Origin of the sequence: Pseudoalteromonas sp. AS84 (genome assembly GCF_038900255.1) — a bacterium.
GTDB lineage: Bacteria > Pseudomonadota > Gammaproteobacteria > Enterobacterales > Alteromonadaceae > Pseudoalteromonas.
In genome coordinates this window covers 62,534-85,754 of record NZ_JBBMQY010000019.1, presented here as the reverse complement: position 1 = coordinate 85,754, position 23,221 = coordinate 62,534, and the positions used below count along the sequence as shown (strand labels likewise).

Annotated in this window: 12 protein-coding genes and 2 tRNA genes; 12 read left to right on the top strand and 2 right to left on the bottom strand. The window is 39.4% G+C overall.

The window, feature by feature from the left end; genetic code table 11:
• The first annotated feature begins 136 nt into the window (after window positions 1-136).
• The 3 genes from WNY79_RS16815 (at window position 137) to WNY79_RS16805 (ending at window position 1,660) form a co-directional block, all read left to right on the top strand.
• Window positions 137-212 (top strand) — tRNA-Lys (locus WNY79_RS16815).
• A gap of 141 nt (window positions 213-353) precedes the next feature.
• Entirely contained in the window at window positions 354-1,394 is a 1,041-nt protein-coding gene (gene nadA / locus WNY79_RS16810; RefSeq protein WP_007580396.1) for a quinolinate synthase NadA, read from the top strand.
• 176 nt (window positions 1,395-1,570) lie between these two features.
• Window positions 1,571-1,660, top strand: a tRNA-Ser gene (locus WNY79_RS16805).
• A gap of 64 nt (window positions 1,661-1,724) precedes the next feature.
• On the opposite strand, the gene WNY79_RS16800 is transcribed toward WNY79_RS16805, so the two are convergent.
• Complete coding sequence (locus WNY79_RS16800; RefSeq protein ID WP_342876442.1) at window positions 1,725-4,403, bottom strand: CHASE domain-containing protein; 2,679 nt, start codon at window positions 4,401-4,403, stop codon at window positions 1,725-1,727.
• 817 nt (window positions 4,404-5,220) lie between these two features.
• On the opposite strand from WNY79_RS16800, the gene WNY79_RS16795 reads away from it, so the two are divergent.
• On the top strand, window positions 5,221-6,546 hold the full coding sequence (locus tag WNY79_RS16795) for an OprD family outer membrane porin (protein WP_342876441.1): 1,326 nt from the start codon (window positions 5,221-5,223) through the stop codon (window positions 6,544-6,546).
• Between the two features lie 96 nt (window positions 6,547-6,642).
• On the top strand, window positions 6,643-7,509 hold the full coding sequence (locus WNY79_RS16790) for an alpha/beta hydrolase (protein WP_342876440.1): 867 nt from the start codon (window positions 6,643-6,645) through the stop codon (window positions 7,507-7,509).
• A 71-nt stretch (window positions 7,510-7,580) separates the two neighbouring features.
• On the opposite strand, the gene WNY79_RS16785 is transcribed toward WNY79_RS16790, so the two are convergent.
• Window positions 7,581-7,970: a DUF2750 domain-containing protein gene (locus WNY79_RS16785; RefSeq protein ID WP_024599157.1), complete on the bottom strand. Its 390-nt coding sequence runs from the start codon at window positions 7,968-7,970 to the stop codon at window positions 7,581-7,583.
• 226 nt (window positions 7,971-8,196) lie between these two features.
• Between WNY79_RS16785 and WNY79_RS16780 the strand changes: the two genes are divergently transcribed.
• The 7 genes from WNY79_RS16780 to recD all read left to right on the top strand — a co-directional run bounded on the left by WNY79_RS16780 (window position 8,197) and on the right by recD (window position 23,070).
• Window positions 8,197-9,240, top strand: a complete 1,044-nt coding sequence (locus WNY79_RS16780; protein WP_076923808.1) for an alkene reductase — start codon at window positions 8,197-8,199, stop codon at window positions 9,238-9,240.
• A gap of 201 nt (window positions 9,241-9,441) precedes the next feature.
• Window positions 9,442-11,715: a TonB-dependent receptor gene (locus WNY79_RS16775; RefSeq protein WP_076923809.1), complete on the top strand. Its 2,274-nt coding sequence runs from the start codon at window positions 9,442-9,444 to the stop codon at window positions 11,713-11,715.
• Window positions 11,716-11,838: 123 nt separating this feature from the next.
• Entirely contained in the window at window positions 11,839-12,966 is a 1,128-nt protein-coding gene (locus WNY79_RS16770) for an alkaline phosphatase family protein (RefSeq protein ID WP_342876439.1), read from the top strand.
• Window positions 12,963-14,024 (top strand): alkaline phosphatase D family protein, encoded by a 1,062-nt coding sequence (locus WNY79_RS16765; RefSeq protein ID WP_342876438.1) that lies wholly within the window; start codon window positions 12,963-12,965, stop codon window positions 14,022-14,024. Before WNY79_RS16770 ends, WNY79_RS16765 begins: the two co-directional genes overlap by 4 nt.
• Before the next feature lie 151 nt (window positions 14,025-14,175).
• Window positions 14,176-17,484 carry an exodeoxyribonuclease V subunit gamma gene (gene recC / locus WNY79_RS16760; RefSeq protein ID WP_342876437.1) on the top strand — a complete coding sequence of 1,103 codons (3,309 nt, stop codon included), beginning with the start codon at window positions 14,176-14,178 and terminating at the stop codon, window positions 17,482-17,484.
• Window positions 17,471-21,049, top strand: a complete 3,579-nt coding sequence (gene recB, locus WNY79_RS16755) for an exodeoxyribonuclease V subunit beta (protein WP_342876436.1) — start codon at window positions 17,471-17,473, stop codon at window positions 21,047-21,049. Before recC ends, recB begins: the two co-directional genes overlap by 14 nt.
• Window positions 21,046-23,070 carry an exodeoxyribonuclease V subunit alpha gene (gene recD / locus WNY79_RS16750; RefSeq protein WP_342876435.1) on the top strand — a complete coding sequence of 675 codons (2,025 nt, stop codon included), beginning with the start codon at window positions 21,046-21,048 and terminating at the stop codon, window positions 23,068-23,070. Before recB ends, recD begins: the two co-directional genes overlap by 4 nt.
• Window positions 23,071-23,221 lie beyond the last annotated feature (151 nt).

Genomic DNA, 23,221 nt, shown 5'->3' with positions numbered 1-23,221 from the left:
TTATTAGCTCAGTTGGTAGAGCAGTTGACTTTTAATCAATTGGTCGATGGTTCAAATCCATCATAACCCACCATTCTATGAAAGTTTTAATCGGCGGATTTACGTAGCTTTTTTCAAAGCAGATTTACATTAGAGCGGGTCATTAGCTCAGTTGGTAGAGCAGTTGACTTTTAATCAATTGGTCGATGGTTCAAATCCATCATGACCCACCACCCTCTAATACTTTCCTTTATATTCTTTTTTAAATTCCCATTCTATTTTTTATAAACAGCTTTACTAGTTTGCTGTTATTTGTGTTTATATTCTCGTATAATTCGCCCTAATTAATGCACTGTAGATAAGTGGTCGAGAACATGAGTCTAGCTCAAACTATTATGCCTGAAGGTTATATTTTCCCCCCTAAGCCAGCACCGTTAACAAATGACGAGCAAGGCGAATATAAAGCGCGTATAAAACAATTACTAAAAGATAAAAATGCAGTACTTGTTGCACATTATTATACCGATCCTGAAATTCAAGCACTTGCTGAAGAAACTGGCGGCTGCGTTGCCGACTCGCTAGAAATGGCGCGTTTTGGTGCACGTCATGATGCAGATATGATCATCGTCGCGGGCGTGAAATTTATGGGCGAAACAGCCAAAATTTTAACGCCAAATAAAACGGTTGTAATGCCAACACTTGAAGCGACGTGTTCGCTAGATATTGGTTGTCCGATAGACGAGTTCTCAGCGTTTTGTGATGAGCACCCTGACCGTAAAGTGGTTGTGTATGCAAACACCTCTACCGCAGTTAAGGCGCGTGCAGATTGGATTGTAACTTCATCATGTGCACTTGAAATAGTAGAGCACCTTGATGAGCAAGGCGAAAAAATCATTTGGGGCCCAGATAAGCACCTTGGTAGCTATATTCAAAAAAATACCGGTGCTGATATGCTTATGTGGAATGGTGCATGTATCGTACATGACGAATTTAAAACTAAAGCCTTAAAAGATATGAAGGCGCTACACCCAGATGCAGGCGTATTAGTTCATCCTGAGTCACCAGCAGAAATTGTTGCACTTGCCGATTCGGTTGGATCTACGAGCCAATTAATTAAAGCTGCGCAAACAATGGACAATAAAAAGTTTATTGTAGCAACCGATCGCGGCATCTTTTATAAAATGCAGCAACTATGTCCAGATAAAGAGTTTTTTGCGGCTCCAACGGCAGGTGAGGGCGCTTCATGTAAAAGTTGCGCTCATTGCCCTTGGATGGCGATGAATGGCTTAAAAGCGATTGAGGAAGCCCTCATAAGCCCTAAAGGTAAAGAAGTATTCGTTGATATGGATTTACGCGAAGGCGCACTTAAGTCACTTAATCGCATGCTTGAATTTACTGCGAGCATGGCTAAGTAATTTTAAAAGTATAAATTAAAAACGGTTAAGTCTTAGATTTAGCCTTTTTTTGTGCCTATAGATAAGCTATTGCTTGATAAGTAAGCATTTAAAGGCTCATATTTAAAAATGCCTTGCACCTTAAGGGTCTATTTCATACTATAGCGCGCTGTTGCATTACATAATAGCAGCACTGTGGAGGGATGGCTGAGTGGCTGAAGGCGCACGCCTGGAAAGTGTGTTTAGGTTTATCCCTAACGAGGGTTCGAATCCCTCTCCCTCCACCATTATTCTTAGAACCCAGTTACTAATATTGAAAGGTATTAGTAACTGGGTTTTTTAATGCCTAAATTAGGTATTAACTAAATAGAGTGTTGATAACATGCCTATAAGCTCATGTTTTTCAATTGGCTTTGAAACGTAACCATCAAATAACTGCCTGTATATTTCTTTTTGTTCCGTAAAAACATTAGCGGTTAACGCGATAATAATTTGCTCGCTATCAAGCGCCTTAATTTGTTTACATGCCTGAAGGCCATCCATTTTTGGCATTTGAATGTCCATAAAAATAATGTCTGGCTTGTGTGACTCATATAACGAAACTGCTTCCAACCCATTATTTGCAATAATAATGGTGGCTTTAGTTGGTTCAAGCATTGCAGAAGCCACCAGTTGATTTATTTTGTTGTCTTCTGCTAATAAAATGGTTTTGCCAGTTAAATCAGGAAACTCAACATTTTTTGCTGTTAATATATTTTCATCAATCTGTGCTTGATCTAGTGGTAAGTAAACATAAAACTGGCTGCCTGAACCTAATTGACTTGTTACTTTTATTTCACCATTCATTAAGCCTATTAATGATTTAGTGATAGGTAAGCCTAGCCCTGTACCACCGTATTCACGCGTAGTTGATTGCTCAGCTTGTTCAAAGCGCTCAAACAATCGCTCTATTGCCTTCTCAGAAATTCCAATTCCGGTGTCTGATATACTGCAACATATTTTGTTTTCATCAGTTAGTCTAAACGTTACTGTAACGCCACCTTTCGATGTAAACTTAATCGCATTAGATATTAAGTTTAAAAACACCTGTCTGAGCCTAACAGGGTCGCCCACCCAATGCTTATGCTTAATATTAATAACAAATTTAAGGTATATGTTTTTATCGCTAGCTTGCAGACCAAGATCAGATTCTAGGTGATGAATAAGTTCAAAAAGATCAAAAGGTTTATGCTCTAATGAAAGCTTGCCGGCCTCAATTTTAGAAAAATCTAGAATATCATTAATAATAGTGGTGAGTGAGCGGGTCGAATAAAGTGATTTTTTTAAATACTCTTTTGACTTTTCATTGAGGGGCTGCTCTTGCAATAACTGTAATGTGCCAAGTATGCCATTCATTGGGGTTCGTATTTCGTGGCTCATATTTGCTAAAAACTCAGATTTAGCCTGAGATGCTTGTTCAGCTAGTTCTTTAGCGTGTCCTAGAGCTTGTTCGTGATTAATTTGCTCTGTTAAATCATAAGCAATACCTAAATAGCCAACGATTTCATTTTCATTATTTAATAAAGAGGTGACACTTATATTAACTTGTATGTGCTCGCCTGTAGAAGAAATGTATGTCCACTGATTGATATCAGGCTCTGTAGCCGTTGCTTTTAAAATCAAAACTTCAAAACTAGGCGGTACAGCTTTATTTAATTCAGTACTAAGCTGGTTCGCTTTTTTTATTATTTCTTCTTTTAAATGAAAAATTGCTGGGTTTTCAATTCCAATAACATCTTGCGCTTTATAACCTAATAACTTTTCAGAGGCGGGGTTAAATAAAGTAATTAAGCCGTTTATGTCGGTTGCGATAATTGAATAACTGGCACTATTTAAAATACTTCGTTGAAGCATACTAATATCGGCAATTTCCTTAGTGCGTAGTTTTACTTCTTTTTCTAATTTTAAATTTGTTTGCTGAAGCATATGCTTATTTTGTTTAGCTTTGACAATTCTTCGCTGCGTTCGTTGTGCCCTACGGTAAAAAAATAGCTGTAGTAATAAAATTATAAACATGCAAATAAGAGTATAAAAAATACCATTGACAATAGCTTGATATTTACCCGGCAAATGCAATGTTTCAATAAATGCGTCTGAAGCACTAAGCGTGAGTTCCCATGTTCTTCCCATCACTTTAATTATTTTAGTTAACTGGTAATTAGCTGAATTGCTTTGAATACCGTAGCTAAAAAAGTCAGTTTTAGCGTTGTTAGCTATATCGCTAATGACTAGCTTATTCTCATCAACTAGCGAGAGAGAGTCTAAAATTTTATTTATTAATAATGGAGCGTATGCCCAGCCTAAGATCTCATTAATGCGTTGCTCTTTATTATCCGCAATCGTAATGCTTTTATAAATTGGCAGTAAAATTAAAAACCCTTGCAATGATTGCTCATTAGCCTGTACTAAAGTTATAGGGCCCGTGAGTTGAGCCTTATTGTGAGAAGCTGCATTTAATGCTGCTTTTTTACGCATGCTCTCTGAGCCAATATCTAAACCTATTGCTTGTAAATTTTTATGTTCAGGAAAAATATACTGAATAATAAAATGTTCATTATTATCATTATTAAGCTGATTAAAGTTAAATGTTTGAGTGGGTCTATCATATTTTGCAGTATGTAAAAACTGGGTTAGATTCTTAGATGTTACCTTTCGAATGAAACCAATCCCGTTTGCACCGGGGAATTCTTGGCCATAGTTACGACTATTAGAGTAATTAGAAAATGTTTGGTAGTTTAAATTATTAACGCCTATACCGTGTATAAACCCTTTTAAACCGAAGAGCCCATATTTATATAAGTCGATTCTATTCGTTACGCCTGTTGAGAGCGTAGAGAGACGGTTGTTAAGTGCTTCGTTTATTTTATAGTTAAGTGCATTTTGGTGTTTAATGTGAGCGAAGAAAGTTAAGACAATACCGCTGATAAGAAAAATGGCATGAGCAAGTATAGAGACTAAAAGCCCTTTCCTAACCAGTCGTCCTGAGAACATTAACTCATCCTTTATTATTAATATGCTGAGTGCGTATCTACCTCTATCATCAAAATAAATATAGCACTTATTATTCAGGATACAACTTTGTTCATAATTAGAATATATATATTTTATAGAGGTTTAGAGCTCGAGAGTAAAAGGAAATTTAATTCTGAGTTTTAGGAGTAAATAGAGAGTGTATATAAAGCTAATGATTTATATACACTCTATTATTTTAGAACTACCGAAAAAAGTATTGGTTTAAGGTGTTAAACCTTCCATACCTTTTGAGCTTTTACTGATAATTGCGCTCCACATAACAATGTCGGTTAGCTTTTTATTACAGTGCAATAATATTTGAAGATTACACTGCCGATATATTACGATATTTAAATGACTTAAGTATGTATCTAATAAATATAGCTTTCTTCAGGGCCATAATAAAACCATAAACCATATATTTCTGTATGCACGCTTCAACCTAATAGCTTAAGCAGTTCTTTATAATATAAATTTGGTAAGTGTAAGCTGAGTCAGATGAAATCGTAGTCATGATATTCTGAAAGTAAATTGGTTATACAACTAGTAGGAGTTGTATAACCAATTTCTCTGTCATTTTTGTATTCATCCGACACAAAAAAATATTTAATATTTTATAATATGAAAATTAAATCATTAAAAACTCATATTGTTCTATATTTAGTGGCATGAAAGAAAAGTCATTGCGTGAAATTTAATTACCTTATTACATGTTTGCCGTGTAGGTCGCAAAATATACACGCTGTTAAGCACTACACAGTCAAAATTTAAACAAAACAAGGTAACGGAGACAACTATGGCTCAACGGTTCTCTAAATCACTTGTGGCAACAAGCGCAGTATTAATATGTTTTTCTATTCCTTCGTATGCCGCTGTTAATGGACTGACAGAACAAGATGTGTTTAATATAAAACTCAGGTCAATTTATTTTGATCGTGACTACGATAACGATGCAAGCGACGATTCAACCTTCGCTCAAGGTATAGAACTCAATTACACCTCTGGTTATATAAACGACTTAGTTACTGTGGGTGTATCGACCTACACCGTGATAAATATTAATTCTACAGGTTCAGCCGCAGGTAATATTTTACCAGCAGGTAATGAGAGCGGTGGAGTTGACGATAGCTTTTCTAAATTTGGTCAATATTTTTTAGATTTTAAATTGGGTAACAACGGTCACGTTAAAGTGGGCGGGCAAAAAACTAAAAGTATGTTGCTTAAAAGCTCTGGGAGTCGGGCTATTCCCAATACCTTTAGAGGTGTTTTTGGCGACTATAAAATTGGCAACACTAAGGTATATGGTTATGTATATGATAAATGGAGCCGACGACACGATGATAGATGGGAAGACTTTTCTACCGACCAATCGGCAACTGGCGCTATTAGTGTAATTTGGGGCGTAGGTGCTACGCACAAAAAAGACGATCTAACATTAGAGGCTGAATATTTAAAGTCCCAGAATTATCTAAGTAAAATGGGATTAAAAATCAGTTATGATATTAAACTTAAACAAAGTAAGTTAACACTTTCAAGTGGTATATTTACCTCACAAGATGATGGTGATTTATTTGTAACAGGCGCAGAGGGCGGCGATTTAGATGATGAAGATACACCAGGAGCATTAACAGGCTTAACTAAAAGTGAAAACGATGGATTTGCTTATTACTTAGATGCTGATTGGAAAAAAGATATTTGGAGCGCAGGTGCTGCATTTACGAAAGTAAGTGATGCTTGGATTGAAGATAACTTTAGTGGCGATCATGGAACAAATCCATTCCCGACGCGCTCCCTGATTGGTGCCGATTTAACAAACCAAAATGAAACATCATGGCAGGCACGCTTGGGTATTAACTTAAAAGCTGTATCGCCAGGGCTCAGTACTAAGTTTTATTACACTAGCGGTACGGGCGCCGAAAATTCAGCTTTAGGTCAAATAGGCGGTGAAGCCGAAGAAAAGTACTGGGCTTTAGATACACGTTATAAAGTTGAGGCAATAAAAGGTTTAAGCTTACGCTGGTTGTTTTTAGATTATATAACCGATAAAACAGGCAGTGTTGACGGTGTTAAAGGTGACAGAGCAGACCATCGAGTATATATGGATTACACTATTAAATTTTAAATGACTTTTAAAAACCAATGCTATTTTTATACACTGGTTTTTTTTCTGATTACTATGATAAAACTGACAAATAAATAATAAAAATTAAGTTAATACATGTTTTCTCTACAGCAGTGGCGTTCTCAGGGTTCATTTACCAAAATTAATGGCCATCAAATTTTTACTAAAACAGCCGGGGATGTAACAAACCCCGTGCTGCTTTTAATACATGGCTTTCCTAGCGCCAGTTGGGACTGGGAAGGTATGTGGCAAACGCTTAGCGATCATTATTTTGTGATCACACTCGATATGCTAGGTTTTGGTTTATCAGATAAACCAAAAAATGCAGACTATAAAATTACAGAACAAGCTGATTTATACACACAATTTTTAAAGCGTTTAAATATTAATGATGTGCATATACTAGCCCATGATTATGGCGATACAGTCGCTCAAGAGTTATTAGCAAGGCAAGTAGCTTCGCAAAGTGAAATACAAATTAACAGCGTGTGCTTTTTAAACGGTGGGTTATTTCCTGAGGTGCATAAACCCTTATTTATACAAAAATTATTATTATCTAAGTTTGGTTGGCTAGTGCCAAAATTAATGAATAAACAAAAATTTGCCAATAATCTAGTGACTATTTTTGGTAAAAATACACCGCCTACAACACAGGTAATAGACACACTTTGGGAACTGCTGATTTACAAAGATGGCTTAGCCGTTATGTCTAAACTCATTAGTTATATAATGCAGAGGCAGCAAAACCGAGAACGCTGGGTTGGTGCTATTGTAAATAGCCATATACCACTTACGTTTATAGCAGGCGCAGTAGATCCGATTTCTGGTAAGCACATGATTGAGCATTACAAAAAGTTGATACCAAACGCGAGTGTTAAAGAGTTCTCAGAGCTTGGCCATTATCCACAAGTAGAAGATGCAAATGCTATAACGCAGGCGTATTTGAGTTTTAGAAACGGGTAATAAAAACGCGGCTACTAAATTAAGTGCCGCGCTTATAAATTAAAGAACTCTGAGTATTTAGGCTTTACACCTTAGTACTTTTTCTTTGGCGCTTTTAACTGTTTTTCAAATTCATCTGAAAACAATATTGTACCGTCGTCTTCCTCAGTAGGAAATGCGGCAATAAGTAAATCATCTTCTTCAAGACCTGGCGTCCAGCGACTAAACCAATCTGCAAGTGGTATTGCTTTAGCGCTACAGCCAGCCCATTCGCCAGTAGCCCACGCTTCTGCAAATTCACGAGTTGGCCAAACAGGCACGCAATCGTCGTCTTCATTGGCAAGCATAACGCAGCCATCATCGTCGTTTAAAATCCATACTTGCTTAAATTCTTGCACGGTTTCGAACATGTAAGCTAAGCGTTTTTTTGCTCCAAGGCCTAAAATTACTGCTTGTTGTTCGGTTGCATTTTCGCTCGTCATGATTGGCTCACTCTCGTTGCTGTCGATATTTAATATATAGCGTACAAGTATATCGAGTTATATGACAGAGTGTTGAAAAGTTATTATTTAATTTCATTAATGCAGATCTAATTTACATATTGAGCAGTATAATTCCTCACTAATTTGAGCGATCATTCAAAATAAGCTTGAATGTTTGTAAAAAGGCCACATTGTAGTAAGCATATACTTAATGAAGGATTGAAAAATGACTACTGATTTACTTGCTCCGTTTAAACTAAATAACACAATTGAGCTTAAAAACCGTGTACTTATGGCGCCACTAACTCGTTGCATGGCTGACGATAACTTAGTGCCAACACAAGATATGGTTGAATATTATGCTCGCCGTGCCGAAACCGGTTTAATTATTAGTGAAGCAACTATTATTCGCCCAGACGCGCAAGGTTACCCAAATACTCCGGGTTTATTTACCAGTGAGCAAATTCAAGGTTGGAAAAAAGTAACAGATGCAGTACACGCTAACGGCGGTAAAATGTTTGCACAGCTTTGGCATGTTGGTCGTGTTGCACATCCTCACTTTTTTGATGGCGATGTACTGGCACCATCTGCAATTGGTGTTGAAGGTTCTGTACCACGCATGCGTGAGCTTACCTACATCACACCTAAAGCAGCTACTACGGATGACATTAAATCTCTAGTAGCCGATTACGCAAAAGCGGCAGAAAACGCAATTGAAGCAGGTTTTGATGGTGTAGAAATTCATGGTGCTAACGGTTATTTAATTGACCAATTTTTACATTATGCGGCAAATACACGCAGCGACGAATACGGTCAAACGCCTGAAAATATGTCGCGCTTTGCATTAGAAGTAACAGATGCGGTTATTGCAGCTGTTGGCAACGAGCGTACTGCACTTAGATTAACACCAGGTGCTTACTTTAATATGAGTGAAGATAACCGTGATAAAGCGGTATTTGATTACTTACTACCAGAACTAGAAAAAAGAGATTTAGCGTACTTACACGGCGGTATTTTTGACGACAGTACAGCGTTTGAGTCACTTGAGGGTAAAACTACATCTGAATTTTTACGTGCAGGCTACAAAGGTACATTAGTAGGTGTAGGCAGTTATAGTTTTGAGACAGCAAAAGAGGCCATTAACGACGCTAAGTTTGATTTAATCGCGATTGGTCGTCCACTTATTGCGAATCCTGATTACGTTAACAAAATTGCAAACGGTGAAGAGCTAGTGCCGTACAGCGATGAAATGCTTGCCGAACTAAAATAAAGTACTATTTGTAAAAAGTTTAGAAAATAACTAAGACACTCAAGATAAAACCTTTGAGTGTCTTTTTTTGTACATATCCCCGCCATAAATCTCCCATATTTGTTTAACCTTTATGTAAATAAAGTTCATCCTCGTTGTCATATTTAAAATTCATACTGTGTCCGTTTTCATATTTCATAATTAAAATCAAACGGGACAACAATGTACGCTTTAAAAAACAAATCACTTTTGAGCATTGCTATTGCCATGGCTGTATCAACATCCGCTTACGCAAACGATAACGAAATTGAAGAAATTACAGTAACGGCAAAACCAACAAGTTACGCAAACAATGTTATTGAGCCTGCAATGCTTGAGCAACAAAGTTCGGTATCGAGCATATTATCGGTTATTGATAACTTACCGGGTATTAGTATTAACGAAGGTGATGCATTTGGTGGCGATGATTGGTCAACGACTATTACAATGCGTGGTTTTAGTATTGACTCAAACCAACAACAATTAGGTATGACTGTTGATGGTATTCCCAATGGTGGTTCTAATTATGGTGGCGGTGCTAAAGCTAATCGTTACTTGGAGAGCGAAAATTTAGCAACGGTAGAGGTTGGTCAAGGGACGTCTGACATTAAATCGGCTTCACTTGAAGCGCTTGGCGGTACATTTAATTTTGTAAGTAAAGCACCAAGTTTAGATAAAAGCACCACTTTTGCTTATACCTCAGGCAGTCACGATGCCACACGCTATTACGTTAAGCACGAAACAGGTACGATTTTTGATAATACACAAGCGTATGTAAGTTACTCGCAAACCGATACAAGCCGTTGGATTGGCTCAGGTAGTAATGGCGGGAAAGATAACCAACACGCTGAGCTTAAATTTGTAACTACGCTTACGGATTTAACCATTACTGGTCGTTTATCTTATGATGATGTAAGCGAGACAAACTACAATAGTGTAAGTATTGAGCAGTTTGAGCAAACACCAGATTGGGATCAGCTGACTTGGAATTGGACTGGGGTCCCACATTTTGACCAAATGTTCGCAGAAGGCTGGGGTACGCTTCGCGAAAACACTCTAGCGTATTTAAAATTGGAATATGCACTTTCTCCAACATCACTTATTACCGTTAGCCCGTATTATCATAAAAATTCAGGGCGTGGGGATTGGATCCCACCGTATTTAACAACCCCTGTTGATGAAAATGGTAATCCAACAACTGAGGGCGGAACAAATGCTGGCTCTTACGGATTTGCTGATAGTGAAGGGAATCCGCTTGCACCAAACGAAGAATGTACGGCAAGTTTAAGCTGGCCATGGGAATCGGGTCCTGGTTTAAACCCTGCGTGTTACGACGATACAGCAACACCTGTTATGTCGTATCGCCATACGCATTACAAAAAAGACCGCCTTGGTTTAACGGCAAACTACCAAGCCACTTTTGGTATGCATGATATAGAAGCAGGTTTATGGTATGAACAAAGTGACCGTGAAGAATCTCGTGATTGGCACAAGGTAATTGATGCGCGTATTTATCATCACTTTGATAGCACTCCATACTGGACACAATACAAAAACACTTTTGAAACTGACACTCTAAAATGGTATGCGCAAGATTCAATGGCGCTTGGTGATTTTACACTTAACTTAGGTGTTAAAAAGTACCTTGTTGATATTGAAAAGTATGATCATTATCAAAATGCAACCACAGCAAAAATAAATAGTGATTCAGACATACTGTTCAGTGGCGGTATTTTGTATCAGTTAAATGACTCTACAGAGTTATTTACCAGTTACAGCGAAAATTTTGCGGCTATTAAAGACGGTGTACTAGAACGTGATAGCTCGGATTTATCAGCCATCGAGCCTGAAACCGCTGAGAATATTGACCTTGGTGTGCGCTATCAAAATAATGCGTTAAAACTAACAGCAACAGCGTATTCAATAGAGTTTGATAACCGTATTACCTTTATTGCACCTGGTAGCGATACAGGCGGTATTGATTACACAATAGGCACTAATGGCTCTTACTTAAATGTAGGTGGTATTGAGTCTAAAGGTTTAGAGCTTTCTGCAAGTTATATGCTTAATTCAGAGTGGAATATATATAGCTCGTATACAAATAACGACTCAGAGTACAAGGGCGACGCGCCAGGCTTTGAAGCAGGTGACAAAGTAATTGACTCAGTCGATGACTTATTCGTGCTATCGACAGACTACTACAGTGGGGATTTTCGTTTTGGGTTGTCGGCTAAATACACCGGCGAACGTGGTGAGGTTGACGGCTACACTGTGCTGGATTTAAATGCAGGTTACTCAGCAGAAGTAAATGCAGGCCCATTTAAAGCACTAGATATTGCATTTGTAGTTTATAACGTGACAGATAAAAGCTATCTAGCTGGCGGTACAGGCAATGGTACCACTTACTTTATAGGTGCTCCGCGTACAGCGGCAGTGACTTTAAGTGCTACTTTTTAATACTCAAAGTACGCAACTTATTATTCAATTATGTTAGTAAACTCTTAACCAGAGTTCAGGTTAAATAGTAAATATTTTAAAGTCCATCACTGATGGGCTTTTTTTAAAAGGTACACACATATTATGAACTCAGTAATAAAAGTAGTGGTATTTAGCTTAACTGTATTATTAAGCAATGCGGTTAATGCGGCGCAAAATGTAGTGCTGATAACGCTTGATGGAGTACGCTGGCAAGAAGTATTTAATGGGGCTGATAATAGCTTAATTAATAACACTGACTTTGTTAAAAAGCCTGAGCAATTAAAGACTCAATTTTGGGCAAAAACAGCGAATGAGCGCCAGCAATTATTAATGCCTTTTTTAACTCAAGTAGTGGCTAAAAAAGGGATTATAATTGGCGATAGAGCTAACGGCTCTACTATGTCGGTAAGTAACCCGTGGTATTTTTCATATCCTGGTTATAACGAAATACTCACCGGTGAAGTAGACGAAAATATAAATAGTAACAACAAAGTGCTCAACCCAAATAAAACTATTTTAGAGCGTTTAGATAAGTTACCTGAGTTTAAAGGTAGCACAGCCTTATTTGGCAGTTGGGATGTATTTCCATACATTGTAAATACTAAGCGCAGTAACGTGTATGTAAATGCAGGTTTTATGTCAATTGAAGAGAATTTATTCACTGATGCGCCATTGTTAAATGCACTACAAAATGAAATCCCCAGCCCTTGGTATAACGTACGACTAGACAGTTTTACATATCGCTTTGCTAAAGCGTATATGTTGGCTAAAAAGCCTAAGTTGTTAGTGATAAGTTTAGGCGAAACCGATGACTTTGCGCATGATGGTCATTACGACCAATACCTTAAATCGGCAAGGCAAAGTGACGCGTTTATAAAAGACTTATGGGCAACCATTCAAACTACAGTGGGTTATAAAAATAACACCACACTAATTATTACCACTGATCACGGGCGTGGCAATAATGCCAACGATTGGCAACATCACAGCTCTAAACGTGCACTTGCTGAGCTAAAGTTAGGTGAAAATACCTACCCAGAAGGAATTATTGGCTCTGAACATATTTGGCTTGCTGCCATTGGTCCTGCAATAAAAGGCAGTGGCTTAATTAAAACTAAAAATGAGCTTAAACAAGCGCAAATAGCAGCGACCGTTTTAAAGGCTCTTGGGCAGAACCCAAATGAAATAAATTCAAATATGGCACCTGCTATTAGCGAGATTTTAAAATGAAGAACCTATTTAAACCATTGACCCTATCAGCCTTGGCGTTGAGTTTGGTTATTAGCGCGAATGTTACTGCCGCGCCATCTAAAATCCTGTTTGGTTCGTGTGGGCATCAAGATAAAAACATTCCCATATTTAATGCAATTAATAAAGAGCAAGGGGATTTGTTTATATTTCTGGGTGACAATATTTACGGCGATACCAACGATATGGATGTACTTGCCAATAAGTATCAACGTTTAGGGGCAAAGCCTGGTTTTAAAACGTTAAAAGCGCAAACGCCTATTATTGCTATGTGGGATGACCACGATTTTGGTCAAAACGATGCAGGTAAAGAGTATCCGCATAAAGAGCAATCACGCCAAATTATGCTTAATTTTTGGGATGAACCTGCAAACTCAGCGCGTCGCACTCGCCCTGATGGAATTTATACCTCGTACATGTATGGGGAAAATGAGCAAACCATACAAGTAATAATGCCTGATTTACGTTGGAACCGTGATGCGCTCAACCATGTAGGTGAGCTTGAGTATTACACTAAGCGTAAGTTTAATAACCAAGGTCCGTATAGTCCCAGTGAAGTGAAGGGCGCATCAATGATAGGTGAAGCCCAGTGGCAATGGCTTGAACAAGAGCTTAAAAAGCCCGCTGCAATAAAATTGATTGCCTCAAGCTTACAGCTTTTACCCGATTTTACAGGTTGGGAGTCATGGGCAAACTTTCCTGAAGATAGAAACCGTTTATTTGCATTGATTAAAAAGCACAAGGTAAATGGGGTAGTGATTATAAGTGGTGACACACACTGGGGCGAAATATCAAAGTATCAGCAAAACCTTGATTACCCATTAATTGAGATGACTAGCTCTGGCTTAACTGAAAAGTGGAAAGACGTCAGCCCTAACAAACACCGAGTAGGGGACTTTACTCATAACGTAAATTATGGTGATTTAAGCGTAGACTGGCAACAAACAGATCCCGCTATTTCACTTAAATTAAAAGGCATTGATGGCGAAGTAATAATGCAAAGTGACTTTAGTTTATCAAGTATTAGCCCTTATAAATAAACTCACTACTACGCACAGTATATAAAATAGATGCTGTGCGTTTAAATTACTTGCTAACTCTCTGATTTATTAATACCAATTACCTGTTTGCGCTACCCCTAATATTGAAAATATCTTACACTGGTTTTATCTCAAGCAAGGTCAGTGTTATATGCTAAATATTATTCAATCAAACCGCATGGAAGCCCTGCAAGCGCAGTTCCACCAGCTGTTAAAAGTAAACCCATTGCAAAGCCCGTTCGACAAAGAAGTAGTGCTAGTGCAATCGCCGGGTATGTCGCAGTGGTTAAAAATAGGTTTGAGCGAAAACTTAGGGGTCGCAGCGCAGGTGGATTTTCCGCTGCCATCGAGCTTTATTTGGCAGTTGTATCAGCAATTACTGCCAAATGTCCCTAAAGAGTCGGCATTTAACAAGCCCAACCTTGCTTGGAAACTATTTGCAATTTTACCAAACTGTATTGATGAGCCATTGTATTTGCCGCTAAAAACCTATTTAGAGGGCGATATTGACGGGCAAAAAACCTTTGCGCTATGCGAAAAAATAGCCGATGTGTACGACCAATATTTAATGTACCGACCGCACTGGATAGCCACATGGGATAGCGGCAAAGATGAGCTTGATGATGTAGATGTAGCCATTGCACCATGGCAACCTGACTTATGGCGACGCATTGTAAAATTAAGCCAAGACCTTGGGCAAAGTCAATTTCATCGCGCTAATATGCAAGGGCAGTTACTTGCAGCGCTTGAGACTATGGATAATAGCTTACTGCCACAACGCATTAGCTTATTTGGTATATCGGCGATTGCCAGCTCCCAGCTAGACGTATTTGAAGCGCTGAGTAAAAAAACCGAGGTTATATTATTCTTTTTTAACCCGAGTGAGCATTACTGGGGCGATATTATAGATGAAAAAACAGCAGCTAAAATAAGCGCTAAATACGCTAAAATGCCGCTGGTGGAAGCACAACAAAAAAAACAAACCAATCCAGATGAAGAATACTACTTTATTGGTAATCCGTTATTATCGTCGTGGGGTAAATTAGGTCGCGATTACTTTGAACAACTCGTACAGTTAGATGCCCGTTGGATTGACGGTTTTATTGATGTGTTTGACGACACCTTACTAGGGCAAGTACAAAGTGAGATTTATCAGCTTGCGTTTAAAGGCGAATCACTGACCGATAACAAAGAGTGGTTTATAAACGACGAAGGTAAATTACCAATCAGCGCAACCGACACCAGTATTACGCTCAGCGATTGCCATACACCGCTCAGAGAAGTTGAGCGCTTGCACGACTACTTACTTAACTTATTTAATCAAAACCCAACGCTTACCCCCAAAGACATAATTGTCATGATGCCCGATGTAGGCACTTACAGCCCTTATATTGAAGCTGTATTTGGTGGGGCGCAAGGCAACCGCTTTATTCCGTACGCATTGGCCGATCTAGCCATAGAGCAAGAAAAGCCTGTCCTTAGCTCATTTGCGAGTTTAGCTAACTTGCCGTTTTCGCGCTTTGGTGTGTCGGATATTCTTGATTTATTACAAGTGACGCAAATAGCCGAAAAGTTTGGGCTTGAAGCGCACGAATACGAGCAAATTCAATATTGGCTTGAACGTGTTGGGGTTAAATGGGGTATAAACGCAGCGCATAAAAGCAGCTTTGATTTACCCGCTATTGATTTAAATACCTGGCAACATGGGCTCAACCGTTTATTGCTTGGCATAGCGCAGCGCGACGAGCAATGCCCGTTTAATGGTATTTACAGCGCCGATGAAGTAGAAGGCATGGCGCTTGATACACTCAACAAGCTCGTGCACTTTATTGATGTACTGCAAAGCTTTAAAGAGCAGCTAACGCCCGACGATACGCTCACTAATAAAGCGCATATTTTAAGTGAGCTATTAAACGCTATATACGAAAGTGAAAGCGACGACAGCTGGGATTTATTAGTGCTGCAAAATGTGCTCGAAGAGTTACAAAAGCACCACGACAACGGCGATTACAGTAAAGCGGTTTCGCAGCGTATTGTTAGTTACTTAATTAAACAAGGCATTCAAGAAAAAGGCGTGGGGCAGCGGTTTTTAGTAGGCCAAGTAAACTTTTGTACGCTTATGCCCATGCGCGCCGTGCCATTTAAAGTGGTGTGTATGCTGGGCTTAAATGATGCCGACTACCCGCGTAACGTACAGCCTATTGGTTTTGACTTAGTGCCTTATTCTAAAAAGCAAAAAGGTGACCGATCACGTAAATTAGATGACCGCTACTTATTTTTAGAAGCACTACTGAGTGCCCGCGACAACTTATACATGAGTTACATTGGTCGCTCGTGTTTTGATAACCAACCGCGCATGCCATCAACCCTTGTAAGCGAGCTGTTAGAATATATTGGGCGTAGTTTTGTATTAAGCGAGGAAAGCGAAAAGAGTGAAAAAACGCTGCCCGCATGTCTAATTAATCAGCAGCATTTACAGCCCTTTAATAGCCATTATTATTTAGCCGATGAGCAAGCCAATACTGTGCTGAGTAACCACAGTTACAATCCAATTTGGCTGCCAAGTGAGTCAATTAAACCACAGCCAGTTACCGCGCTTGATGTTGTTGTGCCAGAACAGTTAGATCTCGATGTGTTTATTAAAAGTGTGTGCAGCGCACAAGAGAGCTTTTATCAACAAACATTAGGTTTACGCCTGCCACAATTTAACGAAGTAGCAAAAGACGAAGAACCATTTAGCCTAGATGCACTGCGCCGTTATTTTTATCTTGATGAAATACTTAAAGCCAATATAAACGAGCAGCCACTAAGTACCGAGCAAATACTGCAGCGGGGTGAGTTACCTCAAGCCAATGTAGGCAGCCTTATATTTGAGAGTATGGAGCACCGAGTTGACGCGCTTGCAGGGCAAGTTAAAGAGCACATTAAAGGCGGGAAAAGTGAGCCGATAGAGGTTTTGCTTACCATTGAAGGTACCAAAATAGAAGGCTGGCTCAATCATGTTTATTTGCAAAAACAAGTGTTTTACCGCAGTGCGAGTATTAAAGCGAAAGATTTAATTAAAGGCTTTATTTATCACCTTGCAGCGCAAAGTATGGATCATAACGTAGAAACATTGTTACTTGGGCTCGATAAGCAAATTACCTTTGCGCCCATAAACAAAGCCGATGCGGATGCACTATTGGCCGATTGGTTTGAGTTATACAAAGCACTGCGCGCAGAGCCTGTGCCATTTTTTCCGGTAAGTGGTTATGAGTACGTTAAAAGTGGCGGCGATATAACAAAAGCGATGAGCAAATTTAGCCCGCAATACATAGGGCGAGGAGAGGGCGAAAACCCGTATATCCGCTTAACGGTGCAATCGCTAAACGACTGCCAAGACGAATTTATAAAATGGAGTGATAAATTGCTCACGCCTTTATTTGAACACGCAAAGGAGAGTGACCATGCAAGCGCTTAATCCTCTTACTATGCCGCTCATTGGTCAAAGTTTAATAGAAGCCAGTGCGGGTACCGGCAAAACTTATACAATTACGGGGCTGTATTTACGCTACTTGTTAGGTATGCAAATAGAAGGTGAGTTAAATACGCCGCTCAGTGTTGAGCAAATTTTGGTTGTAACCTTTACCGATGCCGCCACCCAAGAAATTAAAGACCGCGTACGCAGCCGAATTATTGCTGCGCGCGATGCACTACTTGGGCAAGACCCAAACGACGAACTCATTGAAGGCGTAATTGCCAAAATTGATGATAAACACCGCGCCTTTGATTTACTCGATGCAGCTGCTAAATCAATGGACGAAGCCGCTATTTTTACTATTCATGGCTTTTGTCAGCGGATGCTAAAACAACATGCGTTTGAATCGGGTGTGGCGTTTAACCTCGAATTTATTTTAGATGAGCGCGACATACTGCTCGAAACTATTAAAGATTTTTGGCGTGCGTTTGTATACCCACTTAACAAAGAACGCACCGATGCTATTTTAGATGTATTTGCCGCACCTGAGGCTTTATTCGCTCAAGTGGCGAGCATTTTAAACAAAGCTAATGCGCACATTACACCACAAATAAATTTAGATGATGTATGGAAAGCCCGTGACGAGTACATAACCCGTGTACCTGCATTTAAAAAAGCAGTATTAGAGCAAGAGTTTATAGGTGCTATTAAAGGCTCGGGTTTAAGCGGGTCTAAAACGCCAGCACGAAAAGGCAGCCTTGGTGCGCTTGAAGCATTTTGTTTAGGCGGCGATTTGTTTTTTGAATTTGGCACTAACAAGTATTCGTTTGAAGTGTGGAGTACAGAAAACTTAAGCGATGTGGGCAATTATAAAAAAAATCAGCCATTATTTGTGCATCCATTACTGAGTCAGTTTGACGAGCTTACCGCACTTAATAACACCATAAACCAAGGGCTCAAAATAGCGGTTGTACAACATGCAGCGCGCTGGGTAAAAGCCGCAATAGTTAAGCGCAAGCAAGAGCAAAACGTGATCACCCCAGATGATTTACTGACCAATTTACACAGTGCGCTTAATAACGAGCAAGGCGACGTACTAGCGCAAAAAATTGCGCAGTTGTTTCCGGTTGCCATGATTGATGAATTCCAAGATACCGACCCGATTCAGTACGGTATTTTTAGTAAAATTTATGGGCAACAAAATACCACGCTTGCCATGATAGGCGACCCCAAACAGGCTATTTATGGCTTTAGGGGCGCGGATATTTTTACGTATATTGGCGCAAAAGAAGCTGTACAGACTGATCAGCAATTTACGCTAGGTACTAACTTTCGCTCAAGCACCGATATAGTAAATAGCGTTAATAGTTTATTTGGCAAACACGCTAACAGCTTTATTTATAACGACGCCATACCGTTTAACGCAGTAGCTGCTAAAGGTAAAAAAGCGGAAGACTCTTTTTTAATTGATGGCAAACCCGCGACCGCATTCGAATTTAACGTATTTGTAGATGAAGCCGCAGACGAAAAAAACAAACCAACCAACAAAGGTGTAGGGCAAGCACATTTAGCCACTCATTTTGCTAATAAAATAGTGACCCTGCTTGAAAAAGCAAAACAAGGTAATGCCTGTATTGGCAGTACTCCTGTAAGCGCTGCCGATATTTGTATATTAGTGCGCGACCGTGTTGAAGCACAAATAATGAAAAAAGCGCTTAGCGAAGCCAAAATAGCCAGCGTGTATTTATCGCGCGAAAGTGTTTTTAGCCAAGAGCTTAGCCATCACCTACTTAACTTTTTAACGGCGCTGCATGGGCAATATGACGAGTCACTGCTGCGCGGTGTATTAGCTGGCCCGTTATTTTGTTTAAGCTATAACGAAATACACGCACTCGCCGATGATGAAAATAAATGGCAAGAGCATTTAAACTTTTTTGCACAGCTTAGCCACATTTGGAACAAGCAAGGCGCTATGGCTATGCTTGAGCGCTTAATGAGTCACAACCAACTTAGCGCTAAATGGCAAGGTTTAGGGTATAACGTAGAGCGTTGGCTGACGGACTTTAGGCATTTGGGCGAAATACTTCAACAAAAACAAATAGAGCTTGAAGGCACGCTACGTTTACTGCGCTGGTTTGCACAAAAGGTAAGCCAACAAGACGGTGAAACAGTACAAGTACGCCTAGAAAGTGACGCCAACTTAGTTAAAATTGTCACTATGCATGCCTCAAAAGGGCTTGAATACCCACTGGTATTTATGCCGTTTGCCAGTGGCTATCGCGAAACAAAAGAAGCGCTTTATCACGATAACGGCAAGCTAATTTACGATTTAAGTAAAGACGAAGATGCACTTCAAAAAGCAGAGCAAGAGCGCCTAGCTGAAGATTTACGCCTGCTTTATGTAGCTCTCACGCGGGCTGTGCATTTTTGTGCACTGGGTGTTTATAACATTGGGCAAGGGCAAAGTAGTCGCTTAGCTATACAAAGTAGTGCACTAGGACACGTTTTATTTGCAGGGCTTGAGCTTGCCAGTAGCCAAACATGGCGCACGCATTTAAGTGAGTTTTGCGATGCTAATAGCGCGATGGGCTATCAGCAATTTACCTCACACACATTATTAGAGCAGGGAACACTTAGTTTTAATAATAGTGAAAGTGCGCAGCAAACATTAACTGTTAATAGTGTAACGGCAACTATTGAGCGTAATTGGCGAGCAACCAGCTTTAGTGCGTTGAGCTTTAAAAAGCATAGCGACCAATTAGCCCCAGGGCGAAGTGATGAAGATCACGAAAAAGACGAGTTCGCAGTGCAAGAGGACGAACTACCATCACCTTATAGTTTTCCTAAAGGGGCAAAGCCCGGTAGCTGTCTGCACGAAATATTTGAACAAATAGATTTTACTAGCCCAGTAGTTCATCCAACTAATACCGAGCAAAACTTATCTGAGGTAGTTAAGCGCAGCCTTGAAAAATACCACATAGGTGAGCAATGGCGAGAAGTGGCTGAAAAATGGGTGCTTGATGTTCTTGCGTGCCCCCTAGATAACAGCTCTCTAGAAAACAGCCTTCTTTCATTGGGTGTGCTTGCACCCAATGATTGCCTAGTCGAAATGGAATTTAATTTACCACTTGAGAGCTTAAGTGCACCTAAGCTAAACGAAATGTTGGTTAAACATTTTGGTTTTACGCAAAGTAAGCTTGAGTTTTCGCAAGTAAAAGGCTTGTTAAAAGGCTTTGTCGATTTAATATTTTGCTACCAAGGTAAGTATTATATTTTAGATTATAAGTCTAATTATTTAGGCAGTACGCCAGCTGATTACGAAGGCGATATGCTTGAGCAAGCAATGAGCAGCCATCAATATCATTTACAGTATTTAATTTACACCGTAGCGCTGCATCGTTTATTAAAACAACGTATAGCTAATTACTCAATAGAGACCCATTTAGGCGGCGTGTATTACACTTTTTTACGTGGAATGCCAGCAGGGCAAGGCGTGTACTTTAAAAAGCTAACTGTAGAACAAGTGATTATTTTAGATGGCTTATTTAGCCAAGGAGCCATGCTATGAGCGATTTAAATGAACAACCTGGCTTGTTTGACGATATTGATCAAGCGCCTAGCGATGAGCCTCTAAATATTCTTAAATCACAAAATGAGGTGGCTGTAAAATATTCAATTACCGAAGTGCCGTTACTTGAGTATTTATTAGTTGAAAAACGATTACGTGTAGTTGATGTTAAGCTCGCTGAATTACTGAGTACTAATGGCATAGAGCAAACACATAATGAACTATTTTATATTGTTTTATTACTGTGCTTATCGCAGCAAAGTCAGCACAGTTGTTTAACCTTAAATGAAGTTGATTGGAGCAATCCTTTTAACTTGCGCAAAGGTGACTTTAATAAACTCGATGGCAATGTTCCCAGTACGCTAAGCCCGTTTAGTGATGACTTTGATGTACACACAGCGGTTAGTTATTTACAAAACCATGAAAGCGTTGGCGAGAGTAAGCCATTGCAATTATTTAACGAGCGACTTTATTTTTCGCGCCTTGCAGGTTATGAGCAAACACTTGCTGATAGACTATTAAGCATGAGCGAGCGAAAGCTCAATATAAATGATGAAGTATTAGCAGGGCTTTTAAATACTTATTTTCCTGCTGATTCAACAATTGAAACTGATTGGCAAAAAGTGGCGTGCGCGATTGCGGCCACCAAAGGCTTTAGTGTGATCACGGGTGGCCCAGGTACAGGTAAAACTACCACCGTGACTAAGTTACTGGCTATTTTGCAGTCACTTTATGAAACAGCACCCCTTAGTATTAAGCTGGTGGCCCCTACAGGTAAAGCAGCTGCACGTTTAAGTGAGTCTACTTTGGGCGCCAAAAATAAGCTCACAACGATTCCTGATGATATAAAAACGCTGATCCCGCAAAGCGCTCAAACGATTCATCGCTTACTGGGCGTAAAACCGTTTACTAATAAATTTAGACATAACAAAAGCAATCCGCTGCATTTAGATGTGCTGATTATTGACGAAGCCAGCATGGTCGATTTATCGCTGATGGCTAAATTAATAGAAGCACTGCCCGCGCACGCGCGGTTAATACTCTTAGGTGATAAAGATCAACTTGCCTCAGTAGATACCGGCAGCGTAATGAGCGATTTATGCCAAGGTTTAACACTTGGACAAACGCCACGCTATTCGCAAGCACGTTGTGATGAGTTAAATAATTTATGCTTTAATAACGAGGCTAAACTTGCAGCGCAAAGTGCGAGTGAATTTAAACTCGCAGATTGCATTGCCTTTTTACAACACAGTTATCGATTTGACGCACAAAGCGGTATTGGTCAACTTGCACTTGCGGTAAACACCAATAACACCGGTATTTTAAATTACGTAGAACAAGAAAGTACTGAAGGGCGCTTTAACGATGTAATTTTAGATTACGACTTTGTAGCAAAACCGATTGAAAAACTCGTTAAAAGTGCAGCAAGTCATTATGCAAAATACCTTAACTTAATTGCCCAAGGTGCAGGTGTTGCACAAGTGCATGCTGCTTTTGCTAGTTATCAGCTTTTAGCTGCGGTACGAGAGGGCGATTACGGCGTGCATAGCTTAAATCAACGAATAGAGCGCGTGTTGCAACAGCAAGGTTTAATTACCGTTAGTCCTAATACTCACCACTATACGGGTATGCCTATTATGGTGAGCCAAAACGATTATCAACTTAAGTTATTTAACGGTGATATTGGTATTTTAATGCCAGATGAAAGTAATCAACTCAAAGCCATATTTATTGACGAGCAAGGTAATCAACGAGCATTTTCGCCTGCACGACTCCCTGCACACGATAAAGTATACGTAATGACCATTCATAAATCACAAGGCTCAGAGTTTAACTACACCGCTATGGTATTGCCACCGCTAAAACAAGCGCGCATGGGTATAAACAGGCAATTAGTTTATACGGGTATAACCCGCGCTAAAAATACCTTTGAGCTGGTGGCTGATAAAAAAGTACTGCAATTAGCAATGAATAAAAGCGTATCAAGAGCATCTGGTTTATATGAAAGGCTAACTTTTTAAGCTGTTAGTAATAGCATAGCACCGAGACGGTTAGATAAATACATTCTCATTCATGTAGAAATTAATACGCGAAAGTGGTTAAAGTTCTTATTATTTATCGCGTTATGATAAATGTCTTCTATACTAAAATTAATTTTATATTGAATGTATT